The organism is Actinomadura rubrobrunea NBRC 15275, from assembly GCF_001552235.1.
Taxonomy (GTDB): Bacteria; Actinomycetota; Actinomycetes; order Streptosporangiales; family Streptosporangiaceae; genus Spirillospora; species Spirillospora viridilutea.
This window is the reverse complement of the sequence record NZ_BCQU01000170.1, coordinates 1-5,124: the sequence shown is the minus strand read 5'-3', so window position 1 is coordinate 5,124 and position 5,124 is coordinate 1. Positions and strand designations below refer to the sequence as shown.

Genomic DNA, 5,124 nt, shown 5'->3' with positions numbered 1-5,124 from the left:
CCTCGTCATCCGCGCGCGTGTGCAAGGTGATGATCCCGGCGCCGACCGCCGGACACATCTCCTCCAATGAGAGGACCTGGCCGACGCGGTGCTCCATGCCGATACGGCGCAGCCCCGCCCTGGCCAGGATCATCGCGTCCCACCGCTGCTCGGCGTCCAGCCGGGCGAGACGGGTGTTGACGTTGCCGCGGATCCGGTCGACGTGCAGGTCCGGGCGAGCGCGCAACAGTTGCGCTTTGCGTCGCACGGCCGAGGTGGCGACCTTCGAGCCGGGCGGCAGTTCGGCGAGGCTGCCGCACTTGGAGCCTTCAGGGAACACCACGACGTCGTGCACGTCCTCGCGCGGCAAGTACGCGGCGATCACCGTGCCGACCGCCAAGGGAACGTCCCCGGGCACGTCCTTGAGGCAGTGCACCGCGATGTCGATCCGGCCCATGAGCAGGGCCTTGTCGATCTCCTTGAGGAACGCCCCCTTGCCACCGAGCATGGCCAAGTCGCCGCGCCAGACGTCACCGGAGGTCTGGATACCGACGACCTCGACGTCCAGGCCGTCGACCTGCCCGGCCAGCAGGTCGCGGACCCGGTGGGCCTGGGCCATGGCCATCGGGGACGTGCGGGTCCCCAGATGGAGGCGCCGTCCATTGAGCACCTGCCCAAAGTAGACCGCTACCGGGGCGGGTGAGGGGAGCGCCGCGGCTGTGGCGCGTTCAATCTCGGTCATATGGTCCCTTCGCGTGAGGGCAGGCCGGGCCCATGCCGCGCCAGAATTCGCCCCACCACCTAGCTAGACGTCGAGTCGCCGAATGACTTCGTCGATCTGCCGGGCCGGGAAGTGCAGGCTGGCGAACTCGGTGGGGCCCGTCGGTCGGATCCGGATGTTGGGCGCCCAGCCGTTGCCCTCGGCAAGGTCCGCGGTCAGCGCGACGAGCCGCTGCATGTCAGCGACCGGCATGGTCAGCCAGGCGAAGCCGTCGTAGAACGCGGCGTACCTCTCCCACCGCTCGGGCGGTATTCGGGTGGCGCCGCCGCGGATGGCCTCGCCGGCGTCCTGGCAGCACATCAGCGTCGTGTAGCCCTTGGCCCACAGCGCTTGGACCAGGTCGGCCATGCCGACGTCGACCTGGATGATCTCGCCGGTGGGTGTGCGTACTCGACGGGTGGGGTGTACCTGAGGAAGATCGGTCATCGGTGGAGTCCTCTGCGGTAGGCCGCCCACTGCTGGATCGCTGTCAGGTAGGGCGGGATCCACGCGTCCGGGCGGGTCTGGCTGCGGCGCCGCCACAGTTCCTCGTGCAGCGTGACGTACAGGTCGACGTCGGCTGGGGCGGCGTCGAGCCAGGAGGGGAACTGGGATGCCCAGTCTTCGGCCTGCTCAGGGGTTTGGCCGGACATCAACATCCAGGGGATGATCTGGCCGATCTCCACCCAGGGGGCGCCGCGTGAGGTGAACGCCCAGTCGACCACGTAGGCGCGGCGGTCGGGCGTGATGATCACGTTGTGGGGGTTCAGGTCGGTGTGCAGGAGGGCGTCACCCGCCATCGGCGAGACGTCGCCGCCCAGGTTCTCCCACCGCCGCTCGACAGGCATGGTCACCACGTCCGGGCACGTCATTCTTTGCAGCTCGCGCACCGTCTTGGCCAAGATGGCCAGGTCGGGTGACCCGGGCGAGTAGTCCGCGCCGCGGCCTTTGATGTACTCGAAGCCGAGTGCCAGCCACCCCCCGACCTTTACCGTCCACAGAAGCCGGGGGGCGAACCGGGGCACGCGCGGGCACACCAGTGCCTCGCGACGCAACGACCGGACCTCCGGCCCGTCCCGGTCCTCCAGTTTCCGCGCGGCCTTGACGAACGTCGTCCCGCCGGGCGCCGACACCGCGGCTGCGATGTCGGCGTGATTGCCCGCGGGGGCCGGAGTGACGCGCAGGATCGGGCCGGTCCGGGTCTCTATGGCCTCCCGCACCTTTGCGGGGAGAGCGGTCCAGTCGCTACGTGGCATGTCGATCTCAGTTCAGGCGGGTGACCTTGAGGAAGCAGTTGTCGGTCTGGCAGCAGCTCGTGCCCTGCTGCCACATACGTTCGTCGACCTCCCAGCCGAAGTGGCGCATGACGTCGACCGTCAGGCGCAGGGATTTGCCGGACGTGATGGATTCGTTGACCACCGGAACATGGTCGATGAAGTGGCCTCCGGTCAGCCGAGCGCAGAACGCCCGGTAGTCGCCGGTGAAGTCCAGGAAGTAGTGGATCGCCGGGTCGACGGCCGTCGAGGGGGTGAGGTACCGGAACTCGTAGCCGCCGTCGACCACGAACGCCGGCGGGTTGCCGGGGTCGTAGGCGGCGACGGTCGCGATGTAGGCGAGCATCTGCTCGACCATCAGCTCGGCGTAGAACCGGGCGACCGGCATGTGCTCCTGGATACGCGCGACGATCTGGTCGAACAGCTCGTCCGAGATCAGCTCGCGCGGGTCGCGGGTGACCGGCTGGGCCGTCCTGTCGAGGGTTGTGCTGCTCATCGGCTCCTCCGTGCTTCCGGCGCGCTTGGTGGTTGGGTTCCGGGGCCCCGAGTGCGCGCCCTTTGCCTCGGGGCCCCGGTGGCGGGGCGGGCCTATGGCCGCCTGATGGCCCGTCCCGCCGCCTAAGGCCGCACCCCCCGGGAGGGGGGACGCCCATCAGTAGCCCTTTCGGGGGGTGCGGCGGTCTGGGTCCGCGGCCCCGGGCGATGGGTCGTCGGCGGGCTCCAGGGCCGCGGGGTCTATGCGGCCGGTACTGCTGCCGACCGCGATCCGAGGCGGTTGTTCACTCCTCGCCTCGGAAGATCCGGCGAATCTGCTTCACCTCTTTTTCGGGGATCCGGAACGTGGTGATGAGCGGGGTCCGGTTCATCCTGGGGCGGACGAGTACCGCGTGGCGGAGGTCGCCTCCTTCGTGCGGGGCTTGCTTGTGCAGGTCTTCCAGGTGTCGCTCCAGCCGATCAGCGTCCTCCTTGGGCAGGCGGTCGCTGAAAGTGGTCATTTCGGAGCTGGCGGGGTCGATGACGTTGAGCGCTATTGGGACCATCTCGTTCCCCTGGTTGCTTAGGAGGTTTGGGATGCGTGCGGAGTTACCGTACGTAGCCGGGGGCCCCGGCCATGCGGTTGGTGGCGCAGAACTCGCGTATGACCGGCCGCATGTTGGGGATCAGGTCGAACCGGTCCAGGTCGTCCAGCGGCGCCCAGGCGACCTCGCCCAGGTGATCACCCGGGTCCCGGTGGGCGGTGCTGACCTGCGTGGTCACCGCGCGGCACGTGCGGGCAACGGCCACCACCCTCACCTGGCCGGACCCATCGCGGTCGGGTATCCACCAGTCCCACTGGTAGAACGGCGGCCCCGGGTCGATGGTGAGGCCGACCTCTTCCCGGACCTCGCGGCGGATGTGGTCGTCCAGGTTTGCGTCGCCGGTTACGTCCAGGCGGCCTCCCGGGACCTCCCACCGGCCCGGGTGCAGCGGGTCGGACGCGGACTTGCGGACTAGCAGCAGTCGGCCGGCGTCGACGATGAACGCCTTCTGCGCGGGCCTGGGTCACCTGGGTCGCCACGGTGTCCTCCTTTTTCTGTTCTGTCAGGTCAGCGGGCGGAAGGGGTGCCGATTCCGGTGGCCAGGTCGTTCCAGAACACGGTGAGTTCGTCCGGGGAGGGCTGGGGGACGGCTGCGTCTTCGCGGGGTGGCCGGGTGCGGGCCTGGTCGAGCTGCTCAGCGGTGCCCGGCGGTGCCTGCTGCTCGTTGGGGGCCCAGTCGAGGTCGAGGCGACGCACCGCCCAGTCCACGACGGAGCGGGCGCGGGAGATTTGCGGATCGGTGGTTGCCCCGTGGGGGACGAAGTGCAGGTCCCGACCCTGGCGCACCAGCTCGGAGAGGGGGACGCCGTGCTGTAGCCCGACCGTGAGAGCTTCGGCGTAGGCGTGAGCGAGTCCGGCGGTGGTGGTGCCGTACGTGCCCCACTGGATGATCACTTCGCCGAGGCTGCCGTCCTTGCGGGCGGTGGTGGTCATGTGGATCTGCTCGCTGGCGATCGTCACCGACGTGGTGCCGGCCGCTCGCTTCGGCATGCACCGAATCCTGTTCGTCATGTCTTCTCCGTCGCTCACCCCGATTGGGGGTGCGGTGTGGCTGGTTGCCTACGAGATGTGCGGGCCGAGCCTACTGATCTCACCTGGGGCGCCGCCGCGTTCTCAGCATGCTTTCAGCTGACCTGACGCAGTGCGGCGCGCAGTTTTTCACTCAGCTCTTCGGGGGTGTCGGCGTCGGCGTCGATGCGGAGCGGGTTGGCCCCTGGCGGGGGAAGAAAGCCCCAATAGCGGCCGCGATTCGAGACGATGAACGACCCGTCCGGGAACATTTCTTTCAGTTCCGCGATCGCCTGTTCCTGTTCGGGGGTCACTTTCTTCTTCCTTTCGAGCGTTGAGCCGGTCATGCGCAAAGGTCGACCTGCTCCCCGTCCGGCAGGCGGTAGCGGATCCGCTGTTCGTCGGGGGTGACGGTGAGGTCGAAGGCGGCCACGCCTGGGCGGCCGTGTGCGGTCCACCAGGCGTGCGCTTCCTCAACCTGCTGCCAGAGGTCGGTCGGGCCGCCGTACTCGACCGTGGCGGGGGCGGTCCTAGTGACGGTGGCCCAGGCGCCGTCCGGGGTGACGATCCGGGTCCTGTCCTTACCGGGGAAGGCGGTGATGCCGGGCAACCGCTGCCAGACCAGGAAGGACAGGCCGGGGGTGCGCAGTGCGGCGTCGCCGACCTGGCTGGTGCGGGCGAGCACGACCGACGTGTCGATGGGGGCGGTCTCGGGGATGCCGGGCCGGTCCACGGCCCGGCGCGTCGACATGAACCCCCACGGGGCCGGGATCAGCGGCCCGGCGGCGGTCCCGTCCCCGGTGACGGTGAGGCGGGCGAGCGCCCCGGCCCAGGTCATGCCGCGGGGCCGGACGTCGGCCAGGATCACCCCGCCCGGGCGGGTCTGCTCCACCCACGCGTACGGCACGTGTTCGTGTGCCACGGTCGCCAGGACCCGGTCGTAGGGGGCGTGGGCGGGGTCCCCGTGCAGGCCGTCGCCGGTGGTGACGTTGGGCCGGTAGCCGGCGTGGGCGAGGTGGCGCCG

Annotated in this window: 7 protein-coding genes and 2 pseudogenes; all 9 read right to left on the bottom strand. The window is 69.7% G+C overall.

All coding sequences use genetic code 11. The features are described 5' to 3' along the window. Window positions 1–649: hydroxymethylbilane synthase (gene hemC / locus AR3_RS28535; RefSeq protein ID WP_169803916.1), on the bottom strand; the 649-nt coding region annotated here is incomplete at its 3' end. 135 nt (window positions 650–784) lie between these two features. Beyond that, window positions 785–1,186: a hypothetical protein gene (locus AR3_RS28530; protein ID WP_106259358.1), complete on the bottom strand. Its 402-nt coding sequence runs from the start codon at window positions 1,184–1,186 to the stop codon at window positions 785–787. Beyond that, complete coding sequence (locus tag AR3_RS28525; RefSeq protein WP_067918673.1) at window positions 1,183–1,995, bottom strand: phosphotransferase; 813 nt, start codon at window positions 1,993–1,995, stop codon at window positions 1,183–1,185. The genes AR3_RS28530 and AR3_RS28525 overlap by 4 nt, the downstream gene beginning before the upstream one ends. A 7-nt stretch (window positions 1,996–2,002) precedes the next feature. After that, complete coding sequence (locus AR3_RS28520) at window positions 2,003–2,509, bottom strand: hypothetical protein (protein ID WP_067918671.1); 507 nt, start codon at window positions 2,507–2,509, stop codon at window positions 2,003–2,005. A 283-nt stretch (window positions 2,510–2,792) separates the two neighbouring features. Beyond that, window positions 2,793–3,053 carry a hypothetical protein gene (locus AR3_RS28515; protein WP_067918669.1) on the bottom strand — a complete coding sequence of 87 codons (261 nt, stop codon included), beginning with the start codon at window positions 3,051–3,053 and terminating at the stop codon, window positions 2,793–2,795. A gap of 43 nt (window positions 3,054–3,096) precedes the next feature. After that, window positions 3,097–3,537 (bottom strand): annotated as a pseudogene (locus AR3_RS30085) (NUDIX domain-containing protein); the annotation flags it as partial. Window positions 3,538–3,599: 62 nt separating this feature from the next. Further along, window positions 3,600–4,082: a TSCPD domain-containing protein gene (locus AR3_RS28510; protein WP_146150409.1), complete on the bottom strand. Its 483-nt coding sequence runs from the start codon at window positions 4,080–4,082 to the stop codon at window positions 3,600–3,602. A 134-nt stretch (window positions 4,083–4,216) separates the two neighbouring features. Then, entirely contained in the window at window positions 4,217–4,447 is a 231-nt protein-coding gene (locus AR3_RS28505) for a hypothetical protein (protein ID WP_146150410.1), read from the bottom strand. Further along, a pseudogene (locus tag AR3_RS28500) lies at window positions 4,444–5,124 on the bottom strand (hypothetical protein); the annotation flags it as partial. The gene AR3_RS28505 and the pseudogene AR3_RS28500, both read right to left, overlap by 4 nt.